At 72.0% G+C, this 16,846-nt stretch carries 15 protein-coding genes; 9 read left to right on the forward strand and 6 right to left on the reverse strand.

The features are described 5' to 3' along the window. Positions 1-286 precede the first annotated feature (286 nt). The 6 genes from KIK06_RS16880 to KIK06_RS16905 all read left to right on the forward strand — a co-directional run bounded on the left by KIK06_RS16880 (position 287) and on the right by KIK06_RS16905 (position 8,229). Positions 287-1,738: a glycerophosphodiester phosphodiesterase gene (locus KIK06_RS16880; RefSeq protein ID WP_268643965.1), complete on the forward strand. Its 1,452-nt coding sequence runs from the start codon at positions 287-289 to the stop codon at positions 1,736-1,738. Further along, positions 1,735-2,364 (forward strand): DUF4129 domain-containing protein, encoded by a 630-nt coding sequence (locus KIK06_RS16885; protein ID WP_268643966.1) that lies wholly within the window; start codon positions 1,735-1,737, stop codon positions 2,362-2,364. The genes KIK06_RS16880 and KIK06_RS16885 overlap by 4 nt, the downstream gene beginning before the upstream one ends. Next, positions 2,361-3,563, forward strand: a complete 1,203-nt coding sequence (locus KIK06_RS16890) for a DUF4350 domain-containing protein (protein ID WP_017596828.1) — start codon at positions 2,361-2,363, stop codon at positions 3,561-3,563. Before KIK06_RS16885 ends, KIK06_RS16890 begins: the two co-directional genes overlap by 4 nt. A 56-nt stretch (positions 3,564-3,619) precedes the next feature. Next, a complete protein-coding gene (locus KIK06_RS16895) occupies positions 3,620-4,603 on the forward strand; it encodes an AAA family ATPase (protein ID WP_017596829.1) in 984 nt (327 codons plus the stop codon). Further along, positions 4,603-5,904, forward strand: coding sequence for a DUF58 domain-containing protein (locus tag KIK06_RS16900; protein WP_268643967.1), 1,302 nt, complete (start codon positions 4,603-4,605; stop codon positions 5,902-5,904). The genes KIK06_RS16895 and KIK06_RS16900 overlap by 1 nt, the downstream gene beginning before the upstream one ends. A gap of 240 nt (positions 5,905-6,144) precedes the next feature. Next, positions 6,145-8,229, forward strand: coding sequence for a tetratricopeptide repeat protein (locus KIK06_RS16905; RefSeq protein WP_442789775.1), 2,085 nt, complete (start codon positions 6,145-6,147; stop codon positions 8,227-8,229). Here KIK06_RS16905 and KIK06_RS29395 read toward each other — a convergent pair. Together KIK06_RS29395 and KIK06_RS16910 are read right to left on the reverse strand one after the other, a co-directional pair. Beyond that, positions 8,151-8,420, reverse strand: coding sequence for a DUF397 domain-containing protein (locus KIK06_RS29395; protein WP_442789776.1), 270 nt, complete (start codon positions 8,418-8,420; stop codon positions 8,151-8,153). The two genes, KIK06_RS16905 and KIK06_RS29395, sit on opposite strands and share 79 nt — an antisense overlap. A gap of 50 nt (positions 8,421-8,470) precedes the next feature. After that, positions 8,471-9,463: a stage II sporulation protein M gene (locus KIK06_RS16910; protein ID WP_268643969.1), complete on the reverse strand. Its 993-nt coding sequence runs from the start codon at positions 9,461-9,463 to the stop codon at positions 8,471-8,473. Between the two features lie 115 nt (positions 9,464-9,578). Here KIK06_RS16910 and KIK06_RS16915 point away from each other — a divergent pair, with 115 nt between their 5' ends. Beyond that, positions 9,579-10,394 carry an RDD family protein gene (locus KIK06_RS16915; RefSeq protein WP_017596834.1) on the forward strand — a complete coding sequence of 272 codons (816 nt, stop codon included), beginning with the start codon at positions 9,579-9,581 and terminating at the stop codon, positions 10,392-10,394. 5 nt (positions 10,395-10,399) lie between these two features. On the opposite strand, the gene ahcY (KIK06_RS16920) is transcribed toward KIK06_RS16915, so the two are convergent. Together ahcY (KIK06_RS16920) and ahcY (KIK06_RS16925) are read right to left on the reverse strand one after the other, a co-directional pair. Continuing rightward, positions 10,400-11,665, reverse strand: coding sequence for an adenosylhomocysteinase (ahcY, locus tag KIK06_RS16920; protein WP_268643970.1), 1,266 nt, complete (start codon positions 11,663-11,665; stop codon positions 10,400-10,402). A 59-nt stretch (positions 11,666-11,724) separates the two neighbouring features. Beyond that, on the reverse strand, positions 11,725-13,161 hold the full coding sequence (gene ahcY / locus KIK06_RS16925; RefSeq protein WP_268643971.1) for an adenosylhomocysteinase: 1,437 nt from the start codon (positions 13,159-13,161) through the stop codon (positions 11,725-11,727). A gap of 128 nt (positions 13,162-13,289) precedes the next feature. Between ahcY (KIK06_RS16925) and KIK06_RS16930 the strand changes: the two genes are divergently transcribed. Together KIK06_RS16930 and KIK06_RS16935 are read left to right on the forward strand one after the other, a co-directional pair. Continuing rightward, positions 13,290-13,706 (forward strand): MerR family transcriptional regulator, encoded by a 417-nt coding sequence (locus KIK06_RS16930; protein WP_017596836.1) that lies wholly within the window; start codon positions 13,290-13,292, stop codon positions 13,704-13,706. A gap of 113 nt (positions 13,707-13,819) precedes the next feature. Then, on the forward strand, positions 13,820-15,028 hold the full coding sequence (locus KIK06_RS16935) for a hypothetical protein (protein WP_268643974.1): 1,209 nt from the start codon (positions 13,820-13,822) through the stop codon (positions 15,026-15,028). Between the two features lie 119 nt (positions 15,029-15,147). Here the strand turns inward: KIK06_RS16935 and KIK06_RS16940 are convergent, their stop codons facing one another. Together KIK06_RS16940 and KIK06_RS16945 are read right to left on the reverse strand one after the other, a co-directional pair. Then, the gene (locus KIK06_RS16940; RefSeq protein ID WP_268643975.1) at positions 15,148-16,467 is read right to left on the reverse strand and encodes a serine/threonine-protein kinase; all 1,320 of its coding nucleotides are present in this window, start codon (positions 16,465-16,467) and stop codon (positions 15,148-15,150) included. Positions 16,468-16,621: 154 nt separating this feature from the next. Continuing rightward, a complete protein-coding gene (locus KIK06_RS16945) occupies positions 16,622-16,798 on the reverse strand; it encodes a Trm112 family protein (RefSeq protein WP_017596839.1) in 177 nt (58 codons plus the stop codon). Between the last annotated feature and the right edge of the window lie 48 nt (positions 16,799-16,846).

Raw genomic sequence — 16,846 nt, forward strand, 5'->3', positions numbered from 1 at the left:
CCACCTTCGGGCAACGTTGGGAGAGTGGTCGACGTTTTTCGACCCCTCGGGGCCAGTTTCGGTCACCGGCGGCGGCGACCCGGCTGAGCTGCGCCGGGAACGCTGACCTCTGAACCGGCTGGTAACAGAAAGCATACAAAAGGAATGAAGTGCCTAGGTTGGGCTCCGAACTGCCACGGGGCCGCCTAAGTGCGGTGCGACCGGCCGGTAGGTTGGGAAGAAGAGCACGGATCGCACAGGATTCGGCTCACGCAGCGTAACCGAACTTCACGGAGGGCGTGGCCAGATGAGCCAGGAGGACGAGCACCGCGACTCTCCGGGGACCGCCCCGGAGGGACCGGAACGCGAGCGGCCCTCCGGTTCCGGAGCGCCCGCGGGATCCGGAACGCCCGACGGGGGCGGCGGCTGGTCGGCCCCCGGCCAGGGCCCGGCGCCGGGCGTCCCGGGCGGCGTGTCCGGTGGCGCGGAGTCCCCCGGCGTCGCCGGACCCACCGCTCCCCCCGGGCGGGACACCGAACCCGTCCGGCCCGCCCAGTACGGCTGGCCGGACGCCCAGCCCGGTCCGGCGGCGGGCTACGGCCCTCCCGCCGCGGCACCGGGTTACGCGCCGCCGGGGACGCCGCCCGGCTACGGCCCGCAGGGAACACCACCCGGTTACGGTCCTCAAGGAGCGCCCCCCGGCTACGGCCCGCAGGGCCACGGGTATCCCGGCCGTCCGACCGCGCCCAAGCCCGGCGTCGTGCCGTTGCGCCCGATGACCGTCGGCGACCTGTTCAACGGCGCGTTCGCCCTGATCCGGAACAACCCGAAGACCACCGCCGGGTTGGCGATGATCGTCGTCGCGGTCACCAGCGTCATCAGCGCCGTCGGCTTCGGCGGGACGATGCGCGACTACGGCGTCTTCTTCGACCAGGCGCTCAACGACCCGGCCTCCCTCGACCCCGCGGAACCCATCCCGGTGTCCACGTGGTCGATCATCACCACCTACGGCGGGGCCCTCCTCTCCCAGGCCGGGTACATCCTGGTCACCGGCCTGCTCACCGCCGTCGTGGGTCTCGCGGTCCTGGGCCGCAGGCTCACCCCGGGTGAGGCGTGGGCGGCCATCCGCGACCGCCTCTGGACCATCGTGGGTCTGGCCCTGATCCAGTTGCTCATCTACTTCGGCCTGACCCTCGCCACGGCCCTCGTGGGCATCGTCGGCGTGGGCGTCGGAGCCGCCCTACTCGTGTCCGGGGCCGTCGAGGCCGGGATCGCCGTGATCGTCCTGGCGCTGGTCGCCGTGGCCGCGTGCGTCTGCGTGTTCCTGTGGATCGTGGTCCGCATCCACTTCGCCATGCCGGTCGTCGTGCTGGAGCGGGTCGGCGTGTTCGCCTCCCTGGCCCGGTCCTGGCGCCTGACCCGGGGCAGCTGGTGGCGCGTCTTCGGGATCATCCTCCTGACGATGCTCCTCGTCGGCCTGATCGGCGGCCTTCTCACCACCCCGTTCACCATGGGCTCCCTGGCGCTCGTGTTCCTCTTCCCGGTCGAGGCGTGGATGCCGGTCGCCTCGGGCGCGCTCATCTACGTCGGCGAGGTCCTGATCAACGCGTTCACCACCCCGTTCGTCGTGGGCGTGGCCACCCTGCTCTACATCGACCTGCGGATGCGGCGCGAGGGCCTGGACCTGCGTCTGCACGAGGCCGCACGCGCGGGACACCAGGTCGGCCCTGAGGTCTACCTGCCGGAGTGGCGCGGGTGAGTGCCGTGGTCCCGGCGGAGGTGACCCGGGAGGAGGGGCGTCGGCGCGCGGTCGAGGAGCTGTCCGACCCGCTGTACGGAGAGCGGGCGCCCACGCTCCTCGACCGGATCCAGGAGTGGATCCTCGACCTCCTGGGCGGGGCGGCCGCGGCGGGCTCGGGCGTCATCGGCGGCTGGGTCGTGCTCGGCCCCCTGCTGATCCTTCTCGCCGGTCTGCTCGTGTGGCTGATCATCTACCTGCGGCCGTCGGCGAGCCGCCGGCGCGGCGCCGCCGTCCACGAGGAGGCTCCGCTGTCCGTCGCCGATCACCGGGCCGCCGCCGAGCGGCACGAGGCCGCCGGTGAGTTCGCCGCCGCGGTGACCGAGCGGATGCGCGCCATCAGCGTCGCGCTGGAGGACCGGGCCGTGATCACGCCCCGCGTCGGACGGACCGCCACCGAGTTGGCCGCGGAGGCCTCGGCGGTCCTGTCTGGCGAGTCGGACGGCCTGGCCGAGGGGGCGCGGATCTTCAACGACGTGGCCTACGGCGACCGCCCCGCCACCGCCGACGCCGCCCGGGTCCTGCGCGAGCTGGACGCGCGACTGGAGTCGGCCCGTCCCGCCCAGGCCGGGGAGGAGGCCCGGTGACCGCCCCCGCCCGGACCGCGCCCCCCACGCCCCCGGCCCCCCGCCCGGAGTCCGCCGAACCGGGCGGCGGCGGGATCGCCCGGCTGTGGCGCTCGGTCCGCACACCGCTCATCCTCCTCACCACGTTCGTCGTCGTCGCGGTCCTGCTCTCGCTCGGCGCCGAGCGGTTCCCCGAGGGGTACCTGGAACCGGGGAGCGTCTCCCCCGACGGGACGCGGGCCCTGGTACGTCTTCTGGGGGAGGACGGCGAGGTCCGGATCGCGCGTTCCTCGGCCGACGCGGCGGACGCCGTGTCCGGTGCCGGTGACGACGTCGTCCTACTGGTCTCGCTGGACCACCGGCTGCTGCCCGAGGAGCTGGACCGGCTCGCGGGCCTGGACGTGGACACCGTGTTGGTCCAGCCGTCGCTGTCCGCACTGTCGGAGTTCGCTCCGGGGGTGGACGTCACGGGCCGGATCGACGACGGTGCGGCGCTGGCCCCGGCATGCGACCTGCCCGGCGCCGTCGCGGCGGGCGAGGCCGGTGTCGGCGGCGAGCTGTACACCGCCCCCCGGAGCACCGAGGCCGTGGGCTGCTACCCGTCGGCGGCGGGCGACGCGCTGCTCCAGGTGACCGAGGACGGGACGACGACCACGGTGCTGGGCACGGGCCTGCCCCTGACCAACGGGGCGCTCGCCGGTCACGGGAACGCGGCTCTGGCGCTCAACCTGTTGGCCGCGGACGAGGTCGTGTGGCTGCGACCGGACACCCCCCGGGTGGGCGGCGACTCCAGCCTGTGGGAACTGCTCCCGTCGGGGGTGCGGTGGTCGGTGGTGCCGCTGGTCGTGGCGCTGGGGCTGCTCGCCGTGTGGCGCGGACGCCGGATGGGCGCGCTCGTGCCCGAAGCGCTGCCGGTCGTCGTGCGTGCCGCGGAGACCACCGAGGGCCGCGCCGGGCTGTACCAGTCCCGCCGTGCACGGGGTCGCGCGGCCGACGCGCTGCGTCGGGGGTTCCGGGAGCGGGCGGTGCCCAAGCTCGGGCTCGACCCGGACGCCTCCCCGGAGGCCGTCGTGGCGGCCGTGGCCGCACGGACCGGCGACGACCCCGCACGACTGCGCGCCGTGGTCTACGGCGATCGGCCCGACCCGTTCACCGCCGATGACCCGTCGTTGGTCCGGCTCGCCGACGAACTGGACGAACGCACCCGGAAGCTGCGGTGACCCGGGCAGAACGGGCCCCGCGACAGACCATCGAGGAATCGAGAGAGGTAGACGGCGTGAGCGCCTTCACATCCGAGGCACTGCCCTCCGCCGACGAGGCGAGAGCGGCCCTGACCGCCCTGCGCCGGGAGGTCGGCAAGGCGGTCGTGGGCCAGGACGAGACGGTGACCGCTCTGGTCGTGGCCCTGCTGTGCCGGGGCCACGTCCTGATGGAGGGTGTGCCGGGCGTGGCCAAGACACTGCTGGTGCGCACCGTGTCGGCCGCCCTGTCCCTGGACCACAAGCGGGTGCAGTTCACCCCGGACCTGATGCCGGGGGACGTGACGGGTTCGCTCGTCTACGACCAGCACACGGCCAAGTTCGAGTTCATGAGGGGCCCGGTCTTCACCAACCTGCTGCTGGCCGACGAGATCAACCGGACCCCGCCCAAGACGCAGGCGTCGCTGCTGGAGGCGATGGAGGAACGGCAGGTGACGGTCGAGGGCGACCCGGTGGCGCTGCCGGAGCCGTTCATGGTCGCCGCGACGCAGAACCCGGTGGAGTACGAGGGCACCTACCCGCTGCCCGAGGCCCAGCTGGACCGGTTCCTGTTGAAGGTGACGATCCCGCTGCCAGAGCGCGCGGCCGAGGTCGAGATGCTGGGCCGCCACGCGGCCGGTTTCGATCCGGGCGACCTGACCGCCGCCGGGGTGACTCCGGTCGCCGGGGCCGCCGAGCTGCGCGCCGCCCGGTTGGCGGTGGAACGGGTCCGGGTGGCGCCCGAGGTTCTGGGTTACATCGTGGACCTGTGCCGGGCGACCCGCCAGTCGCCCTCGCTCCAGCTCGGGGCGTCCCCGCGCGGGGCGACGGCGCTGCTGCGGACCAGCCGCGCGTGGGCATGGCTGACGGGACGCGACTACGTGACCCCGGACGACGTGAAGGCGCTGGCCAAGGGCACTCTGCGACACCGGATCTCGCTGCGCCCGGAAGCCGAGCTGGAGGGCGCGACGACCGACGGGATCCTGGACGGTGTGCTCGCCTCCGTCCCGGTGCCGCGCTGATGGCGGTCACCGGACGGGCGGTCGTCCTCGCGGCCCTCACGGTGGCCGCGGTGGCGATCTCGGGGGTCATGGGCGCCTGGGTGACCGCGATCGCGCTGGGCGTGCTGATCGCGCTCCTCGTGGCGGACGTGGCCCTGGCGGCGAGCCCGAAGGCGATGCGCCTGTCCCGGGAGGGGGACACGACTCTGCGGTTGGGTGACTCGGCGACGGTGTACCTGACGCTGACCAACCCGACCCGGCGCGGATTGCGCGGGAGGGTGCGCGACGCCTGGCCGCCGAGCGCGAACGCGGGTCCGCGGACCATGCCGGTGCGGGTGGACGCGGGTGAGCGACGACGTCTGACGACCACGCTGACCCCGACCCGACGCGGCGACGCCCGCGCGGCCGGGGTGACCGTGCGCAGCATCGGTCCGATGGGACTGGCGGGCCGCCAGCGGACGCTGTCGGCGGAGTGGACGGTGCGGACGCTGCCGCCGTTCCACAGCCGCCGCCACCTGCCGGGGAAGCTGTCGCGACTGAGGGAGCTGGAGGGCCAGCACACCGCGATGGTGCGCGGCCAGGGAAGCGAGTTCGACTCCCTGCGCGACTACGTCCCCGGCGACGACGTGCGGTCGATCGACTGGCGGGCGACCGCGCGGGGCGACGGGGTGGTGGTGCGCACGTGGCGGCCCGAACGGGACCGGCGCATCCTCATCGTGCTCGACACCGGGCGGACGTCCGCGGGAAGGGTCGGTGACACCCCGCGCCTGGACCACTCGATGGACGCGGCGCTGTTGCTGGCGGCGCTGGCGGGCAAGGCCGGCGACCGGGTGGACTTCCTGGCCTACGACCGGAGGGTCCGCGCACAGGTGCGGTCGTCGGGCAAGGGCAGCCAGGTGGGGCGGATCGTGGAGGCCATGGCGCCGCTGGAGGCGGAGCTGCTGGAGTCGGACCCGGCGGGGATGGTGTCGACCGTCCTGGGGACGCAGGGAAGGACGCGGCGGCTGGTGGTGCTGCTGACGGACCTGAACGCGGCGGCCCTGGAGGAGGGACTGCTGCCGAAGCTGGGCGCGTTGACGTCGCGCCACCTGGTGATGGTCGCGGCGGTCACGGATCCGGCCGTGGGCGCGATGGCGGCCGAACGCGGCAGCGCGGACGCGCTGTACCGGGCGGCCGCGGCGGAGCGGACGCTGGGCGAGCGGCGGCGGGTCACGGCGGAGCTGCGCCGGATGGGCGTGGAGGTGGTCGACGCCGACCCGGAGCACATCGCCCCGGCGCTCGCGGACGCCTACATCAACCTCAAGGCCCAGGGGCGGTTGTGACACCTACCGGAGGCCCAGGATGAGACGGCGGGCGTGGTCCCGTTCGTCCAGTTCATCCGGCTCCAGGCGCCCGGCGGAGTCGCCCGGTCGAAGCTGGCGGTCGACCGCACGCATCTGGTCGACGAGAACCGATCATCGCCATACAAGCATGGCAATACCAAAGGTCGTACGACGTTGGTGGGTCGAAGAGCCCTGAGGTGAATCGAGTCGGCTCCCGCCCCGGGTGACGTCGCGGGCACTATGGGGGGCATGGCTCCTCCCCCCGACGCGCACGAGAACTCCGCCCACGGGACCGTGTCCGGCCAACTGGTGCAGGCCAAGGACATCCATGGCGACGTGACGATCAACGTCTCGTCCGTTCCGGCGGCTCCGGCGTCGGACGTGTCCCTGGACCCGCCGCGCCTGGCGACCGCCGTACGCGGTCGTGACGACCTGTTGACCGTACTCGGCGACGCGATGCGGGCGGGTGCCGCCGTCCCCCACGTCCTCACGGGTCCCGGGGGTTTCGGGAAGACCACCGTGGCCGCCGCGCTCGCCGAGCGGGCGCGTTCCGACGGGTGGACGGTCTTCTGGATCCGGCCCGGCAGCGTCACGGCCAGCATGCTGGAGGCCGCCGTCGAGGTGGGCGGTTCCCGCGAGGAGGCCGAGCGTCTCCGAGGCACCCGGCACCAGGCGGCACGGTGGGTGTGGCGCCACCTGGATGAGGCGCCCCGGCCGTGGCTGTTGGTCATCGACAACGCGGACCGGCCGGAGGAGCTGGATCCCGACAACCGCGTCGGTGACCAGTTGGGGTGGATGCGCGCCAGTCCGGGCGGCTTCGTCCTCGTGACGAGCCGGATCGACGATCCCGCGCTGTGGGCCCCGGCCGAGGTGCACCGCGTGGGTGAGCTGGACGCCCGCTCCGCCACCAGGGCGCTCGCCGACCACGCGGGACTTCCCAGCCTTCCCGGAGCCGACGTGTTGGCCGAACGCCTGGGCGGCGTGCCGCTTGCTCTTCACCTCGCCGGACGCATCCTGGCCACGCACCGGGTGCTGTTCCCCGACTCGAACGCCCTGTTGGATCGCCTGGCCTCGGGCATCGAGTCCCTTGACGATCTCGCCGCGCCCTTCGTGGTGGGGACCGACGCGGACAGGAAACTGCTGTCCGGTGTCTGGGAACTGTCACTGCGACTGGTCGCGGAAAGGGACGCGTACGCGGCCCCGCTGCTGCGTCTGCTCGCTGTCCTGGGGCCCGAAGGAAAGGACATCCCACTTCGCCGACTCCCCATCTCCGAACTGCGGGAGGGGCCGTTCGACGGCATGGACGAGGCCGCGACGGCCCGGGCGGTCAACGCCCTCGTCGTCCACGGGCTGGTCAGCGTCACCACGCACCAGAACGAAACGTCACTCCGTCTTCATCCGCTTGTCTCCGAGACAGTACGCACGGCGCTGACCGAGGACGATGTCCCGCTGTTGGACGAGGCGGAACACCTGTTGGAGTGGCAGCGCGATCGTGACCTGGACATGGAGTCCGCGGCTCTGTTCATGATCACGATGTCGCGCATCCGGCTCCATTCGCAGGACAAACGCAGCATCGGGAACAGCGCTTTGAAGCTCATCGGGGCCATCGAACAGGTCCATCTTCAGGCGCTCCGCACACTGGTGTCGGTCGCCAGAACCCTCCTCCGGCTCGGGAGCACGTCAGAGGCGGAGGAGGTACTGATCGGGTGTGTCGACGCGGGCACGAAGTCGTTCGGTGCGCACGATGCGACGGTGATGTCCGCCAGGCACTTCCTGGCGGAGTCCCGGCTGTACCAGGACCGGTTGGATGACGCGGAGGAGGCCTTCCGCGCCGTGCACGCGGACCGCGCGCGGGTGTTCGGCGGCGAGCATCCGGACACTCTGGACAGCCTCTACCAGCTCGGCCTGACAGCGCTCAGAAGGGAACGCTGGGACGAGGCCACGGAGATCCTGGGTTCCGTGCGGGAGAAGCGGGCCCGGACCTCTGATGAGGAGGACCCACTGGCCCTCCTCGCCGCGCAGAACATGGCGTACGTGACCATGCGTCGGGGGGACCCCGCCGCGGCGGAGCCCGAGTTCCGGCACGTCCACACGACCCGGAAGCGTGACCTGGGCCCCGACCACCACATGACCGCTGACGCCGCCTACTACGTGGCGCTGGCACGCCTGGAGATGGGTGACGCCGAGAACGCACTCACCTGGTTCACCGAGGTCCTGCGCGTCTGGAACGCACAACTGAGTCAGGATCACCCACAGGTGGCCATGGTCGAGCGATCCATCGCCGAGGCGGAGAGGGCCGTCGCCCGCCGACCCGAGGCCCCGTGATGCCTGGGTTCGCTTCCGCGAACCGCGCACACCAGGGCCACCCACTCCGCAGTCGCGATGCCGACATCACGACCTTCCGGGTGCTCGGAGTCCCTGACCCGGACACCGATCCGCGTAAGTGCGACCTCCACACAACAGGTCACGGCGGCGCTGTAGGAACTCTTGAACCAACGGGGGGTCTGTTCGTCCATGCGGCCGATGCTGCCAGAGCGAACCCCCGAGCGCCGGGTTTTCCGCCGAGTCAGGCCACCGGCACGGCCTGCGGGGCGTTCTCCAGATCCCCGGTCTCGCCCTTGTCGTGCGCCCACTTCCCCAGCGTGTACACGTAGGCCAGGAAGAGCGCCTCGGCGAGCACGCCGATGCCGACCCGCAGCCACACGGTCTCCACCCACCCGGTCACGAAGCCCTCGATGAGCCCGGAGACGAACAGCACCGCCACGAGTCCCAGCACCACCGCGACGGCCGCCCGCCCCTCCTCGCCCAGCGCCCGCAGCCGAGTCCGGTGGCCCGGCGCGATGATCGTCCACCCGAGCTTGAGGCCCACGCCGCCCGCCACGAACACCGCCGTCAGCTCCAGCAGCCCGTGCGGCAGGATCAGCCCGAAGAACACGTCCGCCCGGTCGTTGGCGATCATCATCGCCGCGACCTGGCCCACCCCCACCGCGTTGACCACCAGCACGTACAGGGTCCACAACCCCAGGAACACCCCGCCGATGACCGCCTGCGCCGCGACCCACGCGTTGTTCGTCCACACCCGCGCGGCGAACGACCCGGACGGGTTCTCCACGTAGTAGTTGGCGAAGTCGTGCTCGACGTACCTCGCCATGTCCTCCGGCGAACCGATCGCGTACAGCGCCTCCGGCGTGTTCACCAGCCACGCGGCCATCACCGTGGACACCAGCACCGTTCCCGCGGTCACCGCGATCCACCACCACCGCAGCCGGTACAGCACGGCGGGGAACACGCGGGTGAAGAACCCGGCCACGTCCCGCCAGGCGGAGGCGTGCGAGCCGGTCACCGCCGAGCGCGCGCGGGCCACCAGTGCCGACAGCCGTCCCACCAGCACCGGGTCCTGCCCGGAGGAGCGCACCACCGACAGGTGCGTGGAGACCTTCTGGTAGAGGTCGACCAGCTCGTCGATCTCCTCGCCGGACAGCTGTCGGCGCCTGCCCACCAGGCGTTCCAGGCGCTCCCACTCCTTGGCGTGCGCCGCCGCGAACACGTCGATATCCACGTGTGAGACCCTACTCGGTCGTTCCGTCCGTTCCGTTCCCCGGCCGCCGGAGCCCACCGGCGCGGGTGACGGTAGTGTCGGAGGACAAGGTTCGCACTTCGAGGGAGCGTGTGAGGTGTCCCATCCCGGCGGCGAGGCCCGCGAGGACGTGTCCGTCACGACTCCGCTGGTCACGGGCGACGCGGTGGTGCTCGACCTGCGCCCGGCGGGCTTCGCGACCCGCGCCGCGGCACTCGCGCTGGACATCGTCCTCCAGCTCTTCCTCCTGGCCGTCCTGGCCGTGGCCGCGACCTGGATCAGCACGGGCGTCGACCCCGCCGCCACGACGGCGTTCTTCACCGCCGCGCTCGTCCTCATCATCGTCGGCTACCCGGCGGCCTTCGAGACCGTCTCCCGCGGCCGCTCCCTCGGCAAGCTGGCGATGGGGCTGCGCGTGGTCGGCACCGACGGCTCCCCCGTCCGGTTCCGCCAGGCCCTGGCCCGCGCGCTGACCGGGTTCCTGGAGATCTGGCTGACGACCGGCGTCATCGCCCTGTTCACGTCGATGGTCAACCGCGACGGCCGACGCGTGGGCGACTTCCTCGCGGGGACGATGGTCGTCGAGGAGCGCACCGGGCGCCGCCACCAGGAGTTCATCCCGATGCCCCCGCACCTGGCCGCCTGGGCCGCGAACGCCGAGTTGTCCCGGCTCTCGCCGGAGACCGCGGCCTCCGCCCGCCAGTACGTCCTGCGCTACGGGGAGTTGGCCGAGCACACCCGACACGAGATGGGTGTCCGCCTGGCCGACGCGGTGTCCGCGCAGATCAGCCCACCTCCGCCGCCGGGAACCGCCCCGCCGCACTTCCTGGCCGCGGTGCTCGCCGAACGCCGCCGCAGACACGAGGAGGCCGCGTGGCGTGACGGAGCCACCGGCCCCCGCGCGACCGGCTGACCCGGTCAGGGGCGCCAGGAGCGCAGATAGGCGTCCTGGTCCGGGGTGAGCGTGTCGATACCGACCCCCAGCTCCGCCAGTTCGAGCCTGGCCACCTCGGTGTCGGTCTCCTCCGGCACCTCCGCCACGCCGGGTTCCAGGTCCGCGTGGTTGCGCGCCAGCCACTCCGTGGTCAGCGCCTGCACGGCGAAGGACATGTCCATGACGGCGGCCGGGTGCCCCTCCGCCGCCCCCAGGTTGACCAGTCGGCCCTCGGCGAGCAGCAGCACGCGGCGGCCGTCACCGAACACGTACTCGTCCGCCTGCTCACGCACCCCGTGGTTCACCTCGACCGCCATCCGGTCCAACGCCACCAGATCGATCTCCAGGTCGAAGTGGCCCGAGTTGGCCAGGATCGCCCCGTCGCGCATCCGCTCCAGGTGCTCGGCCCGGACGACGTCCCGGTTGCCGGTCACGGTGACGAACACGTCCCCGAGCGGTGCCGCCTCGTCCATCGTGGTGACCGTGTACCCCTGCATGACCGCGTCCAGGGCCTTGACCGGGTCGACCTCGGTGACCACCACGCGGGCGCCCATGCCCCGAGCGCGTTCGGCGAGGCCGCGACCGCAGTAGCCGAACCCGGCCACGACGACGGTCCGGCCGGCGAGCATCGCGTTCGTGGCCCGCAGGATGCCGTCTATCGTCGACTGTCCCGTGCCGTACCGGTTGTCGAACATGCGCTTGGTGGCGGTGTCGTTGACCGCGACCATCGGCAGCCGCAGCTCGCCCGCCGCGCTCATCCGACGCAGCCGGATCACCCCGGTCGTGGTCTGCTCGCAGCCGCCCAGCACCCCCTCCATGAGGTCGGGGCGGACCGCGTGCACCGTGTTCACGAGGTCGCAGCCGTCGTCGAGAAGCAGGTGGGGCCTCGCCTCCAGGACCGTGACGAGGTTACGGTCGTAGGCCTCCTGGTCCATCCCCGCCCATGCGTGGACCGCCACGCCGTACTCGGTGACCAGGGCGGCGGCGGTGTCGTCCTGGGTGGACAGGGGGTTGGAGGCGGCCAGCCAGACCTCGGCGCCGCCCGCGCGCAGCACGCGCAGCAGGTTCGCCGTCTCCGCGGTCACGTGCAGGCACGCGGCGACGCGCAGACCGTCGAGGGGCCGGTCCCGGGTGAACCGCTCGCGCACGCTGCGCAGCACGGGCATCGAGCGTTCCGCCCAGTCCACCCTGCGCACCCCGGCGGCGGCGAGGCCGAGGTCCGCCACCTCGTGCGAGGGGATAGTGCTCACTGCGTCACTCTCTCGTGGGCCGGGGCCGGGGAGCACCGCCCCCGGCCCGGCGCGCACCACTAGTACCGGTAGTGCTCGGGCTTGTAGGGGCCCTCGACGTCCACACCGATGTAGGCGGCCTGCTCCTTGGTGAGCGTGGTCAGCTTGACGCCCAGAGCGTCCAGGTGCAGACGCGCGACCTTCTCGTCGAGGATCTTCGGCAGCGTGTACACGTTGGTCGGGTACTCGTCCTGCTTGGTGAACAGCTCGATCTGCGCGATGACCTGGTTGGTGAAGCTGTTGGACATCACGAAGCTCGGGTGCCCGGTGGCGTTGCCCAGGTTGAGCAGACGCCCCTCGGAGAGCACGAGGACGGACGTACCGTCGCTGAAGGTCCACTCGTGGACCTGTGGCTTGATCTCCTTCTTCGAGACCCCGGGGACCTTGGCCAGCCCGGCCATGTCGATCTCGTTGTCGAAGTGCCCGACGTTGCCGATGATCGCCTGGTGCTTCATGCGGGTGATCTGGTCGGCCATGATCACGTTGAAGTTGCCGGTGGTGGTGATGAAGATGTCACCGGTCTCCAGGACGTCGTCCAGGGTGCTGACCTGGAAACCGTCCATGGCGGCCTGGAGGGCGTTGATCGGGTCGATCTCGGTCACGATGACGCGGGCGCCCTGGCCGCGCAGGGCCTCGGCGGACCCCTTGCCGACATCGCCGTAGCCGCACACGACGGCCACCTTGCCGCCGATGAGGACGTCGGTGGCGCGCATGATGCCGTCGGGCAGCGAGTGGCGAATGCCGTACTTGTTGTCGAACTTGCTCTTGGTGACCGAGTCGTTGACGTTGATCGCGGGGAAGGCGAGGCTGCCGTCGCGCTGCATCTCGTAGAGACGGTGCACGCCGGTCGTGGTCTCCTCGGTGACGCCCTTGATGCCCGCGGAGATCTTCGTCCACTTCTGCGAGTCCTTGGCCAGGCTCTCCCGCAGGAGGCGCAGGACGACGCCGAACTCCTCGCTGTCGGCGGTGTCCGGGTCGGGAACGGCGCCGGCGCGCTCGTAGTCGACGCCCTTGTGGACGAGCATGGTGGCGTCACCGCCGTCGTCGAGGATCATGTTGGGACCCTCGGCGCCCGGCCAGGTCAGCGCCTGCTCGGTGCACCACCAGTACTCCTCCAGCGTCTCGCCCTTCCAGGCGAACACCGGGACGCCCCTGGGGTCGTCGACGGTGCCGTCGGGGCCCACGACCACGGCGGCCGCCGCGTGGTCCTGGGTGGAGAAGATGTTGCAGCTGACCCAGCGCACCTCGGCGCCCAGGGCGACCAGGGTCTCGATGAGCACGGCGGTCTGCACGGTCATGTGCAGGGAGCCCATGATCCGGGCGCCCCGCAGGGGCTTGCTGTCGCCGTACTCCGCGCGAGTGGCCATGAGGCCGGGCATCTCGTGCTCGGCGAGCCGGATCTCGTCACGGCCGAACTCGGCCAGGGAAAGATCGGCGACCTTGAAGTCGAAAGCCATGCGTTCCTCACTCGTGATCGTGGTGGCGCCCCTGATTCTAGGCACCCTCACGCGCGCATGGAGTAATTATGACAATCGTTTGTCAGATTCGCTTCGACTCGCGTGGAAAGTGGGTTAGGCTCGCGTCCATGGCCGCCCTCGACGACGCCTCGCCCGTATCCGACCGGCTCTCCACCCCGGGCGGGCCCGTGCCGATCTCGACCGCCGCCGACCAGGTGGGCACGACCGCGCGCATGCTGCGCTACCGCGAGGGCCTGGGGCTGCTTCCCCGCACACAGGAGCGGCCCACCGGGCGTGGCCATCGCCACCGCCGGTTCACCGAGGAGGACCTGCGCACGATCGCGGTCGGCCTGGAGATGGAGCGCGAGTTCGACATCCCGCCCGCAGCCCTGGCGTTCGCGCTGCGCGTGTTGGCCGAACCCGAGGTCCTGGCGCGGGTACGACAGCACGGGGAGCGGCTCGGCAGGCTCACCGCCGCCCCGGCACGGGCGATGGACTTCGAGAAGGAGAAGGCGATGCGGCTGCTCCACCACCGCCGCCCCTGAACCGACGACGCTCACGGCCACCGTGGGTTGACACGTGTGCGCGGCCGGTCACGGCCACACGACCGGCCTCCCGACAGGTTTTGGGACCGAGTCCGCGGGCTACGGATCCACACGTGGATACCCTTAGCAGCGGCGTGGCCCTGAACCGCCTCCCCGGCCATGTGCGCGACGAGCTCACCGACGTGGATCGCCTCCGGTCGATCTGGGCCCGGCACCGCCAAGGCCAGCCCCGGGACGCGCGTGCGGCCGCGCGTCGCGCCCTGATCCGACGCCGCGTTCTGGACCTGGGCGGAGCACCGGCCCTGGAGGACCTGGTGGTGTCCACCTCCGAGGAGGGGATGTCCGGACAGGCGGTCTCCGTCGACTACGTACGGGAGCTGGCCCGACGCGCCGCCGACCTGCCGACCGACTGCGCCTCCCGCTCCCCCGCCCGCCCCCTCAAGGACGAGGAGGCCCGCCGACTGGCCGACGCCGCCGCCCTGCCCGCCCATCCCGTGGTCCGAGCCGCGTACACCTTCGCCGAGTGTGTCGCGGTCCTGCGCGGACTCGACTGCGCGCAGGACGGATCCGACAGCGGCGCCGGGGCCGCGGCGCCGACCACCGCGGGAACCGGCGAGGACCCGCCGTGGGCTCTGCCGTGGATCCTCGCGTCCCTGGTACTCCAGCGTTCCGACTACCCGCCCCTGCCGCCGGGCCCGGGCGCCTCCCCGCCGCCGTCCGACGGCCGGGAGCCCGGCGATCGGCTCGCCGCGCTGGTCCACTACTTCGCGCGCCTGGTCACCGGGACCCTGCGCGACGAGCTGTGCTGGGCGCCCGCGAGCGTTCCGCCCCCGCGGGTGCACATCCCCCCGCTGGCGTCGGTGACGTGTCGGCGGATCCAGGAGTACGTGCGATCGCGTCGGGCGTCACTGGGCCTCATTCTCCAGGCCCTGGACCCGGAGGCCCGGACGGTGGTGCGCTCGGGCGGGTTCGACGACACCCGGGAGGAGTCCTCGGACACGGCCCCCGTACCCGCCTCCCGGACGGTCCTCACACCCGGTGCCGCGCACTGGTGGACGGCTCTGGACCTGGTGGTCGGCGAAGCGTCGCTGACGCTGTTCGTGGTCGTGCAGGAGGTCGGCCGCCCCCACACCGGCGTCCTGGCCGTGACCGCCGACGCGCGGCTCACCACTCCGGACGGGGTACGCGACGCGCTGGACATCTCCGGGGCGGACAGCGTCACCGTGATGCCGACCGACTGCGTCGACGATCGCTGGCCGCAGGTCCGCGACCTGGTGGATGAGGCGGTTTCCCGGGCGATGAACGCGCTCACCCAGGTCTGACCGCGACCGGAGACGTCCGTTGAGGGTGGTCGGGGCGTGCGGGGAGGACGAGAATCCCCGGCCGCGTGGGCGCCCGAAGACGGTCCGGGGCGAAACGGCGGGACCACGACGAACACCGCCTACTGACTGACCGCCAGCAGTACCAGGACGAGGATCAGGATCACGATGGTGATGAGCACGGCCGGGATCACCCAGCTCTGCTGAAGCACCGAGTCCTGTTCCACCGGGCGCGGCATCGGCTGGCGCGCGCCGGGGCGGGCGTAGGTCTGGTTCGGGTTGCCGCCCGCCGCCATCGGAGCGCCCCCGGGCGGCATCGGCCGCTGCTGGTGCGGCGGGTAGGCCCCGGGCATCCCCGGCCGAGGGTTCGTGGAACCGGGGTGGACCCCGAAGGGCGGCGGGGTGTTGCTCATGGGCTGGCCCATGGGGCGCGGGTTCGATGTACCCGGGTTCTGGCCCATGCGCGGGTCGGACACGTGCGGCGGGTAGCCCCCGAAGCCCTGCTGGGGCCCCGAGGGCGGCGGCGCCTGGTGACCCATCGGCGGGACCTGCCCGCCGGTGAACGCACCCCCGGCCTGGGCGACCTGTTCGCCCCGCTGGAGCGCGTCGTCGGTGGAGTGGGCGCCCTCGTCCCCTTCATGGCCCAGCAGGCGCATGAGCAGGGTCTGCGCGCTGGGGCGCCGGTCGGGGTTCTTGTCCAGGCAGGACTCGACGATCGGCCGCAGCGCCTCGTCCATCCCGTCCAGTTCGGGCGGCGCACTGACCACACGGTGCACGACCGCCGGAACGGTGTCCGCGCCGAACGGGGCGTGTCCGGTGGAGGCGAAGGCGATCACGCAGCCCCAGGCGAAGATGTCGCACTTGTCGGTGACCCCGCGCCCCTCGATCTGCTCGGGCGCCATGTAGGAGGGCGTCCCCACGATCGAGTTGGTCATGGTGGCCGTGCCGTCGTCCATGCGCGCGATGCCGAAGTCGATCACCCGCGGGCCGTCCTGTCCCAGCAGCACGTTGCCCGGCTTGAAGTCGCGGTGGACGATGCCCGCCCGGTGGATGGCCACCAGGGCGGTGGCCGTGGAGACGGCGAGCCTCTGAAGCTTGGAGCCCCGCAGCGGTGCGCCCTTGGCCACGGTGTCCTGGAGGTCCTTGCCCTGCACGAACTCGCTGACCACGTAGGGCGGGTCCTCGTCGAGCTGGGCGTCGAGGATCGCGGCCGTGCAGAACGACGCGACCTTCTGCGCGGCCCGGACCTCCTTGGCGAACCTCCTGCGCAGCTCGCCGTCTCCCGACCACTGGTCGTTGAGGACCTTGACCGCGACCTGGTCGCCTTCGGTGTCCTCAGCGAGGTAGACCACGCCCTGCCCGCCCTTGCCCAGGCGACCGGTCACTCGGTACGCGCCGAACGCTGCGGGGTCGCTCGGCTGTAGCGGTTCGGGACCGGGCATCAGTGTCCTCCAGGGCTTTCGTGCGGGGCGCGCACCAACAGGGTACGGGGCGAACGGCGGGACCGCGCCTCGGACGATCACGCCCGAACTGCGCCTCTCACCTCACGCCGTAGCCGTTTGGACTACCGAAGTGGCCAGAACGTTCCATCCGACCTCAATCGATTTTTCGCGCCTCGTCGACGAGCAGCACCGGGATGCCGTCCCGGATCGGGTAGGCCAGACCGCTCTCGTCGCAGACCAGTTCGTCGGTCTCGGGGTCGTGGCGGAGCGGGGCCTGGCTCTGCGGGCAGGCCAGGATGTCCAGCAGCCACCCGTCGATCTTCGTGCTCATGTTCTCGTTCCTCGTGTGCTCGTGGGTGTGCCTGTGGCGCCTCGGCGC

It is taken from the genome of Nocardiopsis sp. EMB25, assembly GCF_026797795.1.
Taxonomy (GTDB): Bacteria; Actinomycetota; Actinomycetes; order Streptosporangiales; family Streptosporangiaceae; genus Nocardiopsis; species Nocardiopsis lucentensis.